Genomic DNA, 252 nt, shown 5'->3' with positions numbered 1-252 from the left:
CGATCCAGTTCCTCGATTTCGCGCGAGCCGGCCTGGGTTTCGGCTCCGGCCGCCGGATCGGCGCCGCGGCGCGCGCCGGTCAGCACCAGAAGGGCGGCCAGGGCCGCCGCCAGTCCCGTCATTATCCAGAACACGATCATCTTCGCCGTCTAACCCATCTGCGAAGGTCGGGCGAGGCGTCGTTTCAGCCCAGCCGCGCCATTTCCGCTGAGGCTGCGCGTCGCCTGACCGCGCGCGCCGCCTCCAGCGCCT

The sequence above is a fragment of the Brevundimonas sp. UBA7838 genome (genome assembly GCF_002500885.1).
In the GTDB taxonomy this organism is placed as follows: Bacteria; Pseudomonadota; Alphaproteobacteria; order Caulobacterales; family Caulobacteraceae; genus Brevundimonas; species Brevundimonas vesicularis_C.
The sequence above is the reverse complement of the archived record's forward strand: the minus strand, read 5'-3'. Positions refer to the sequence as shown.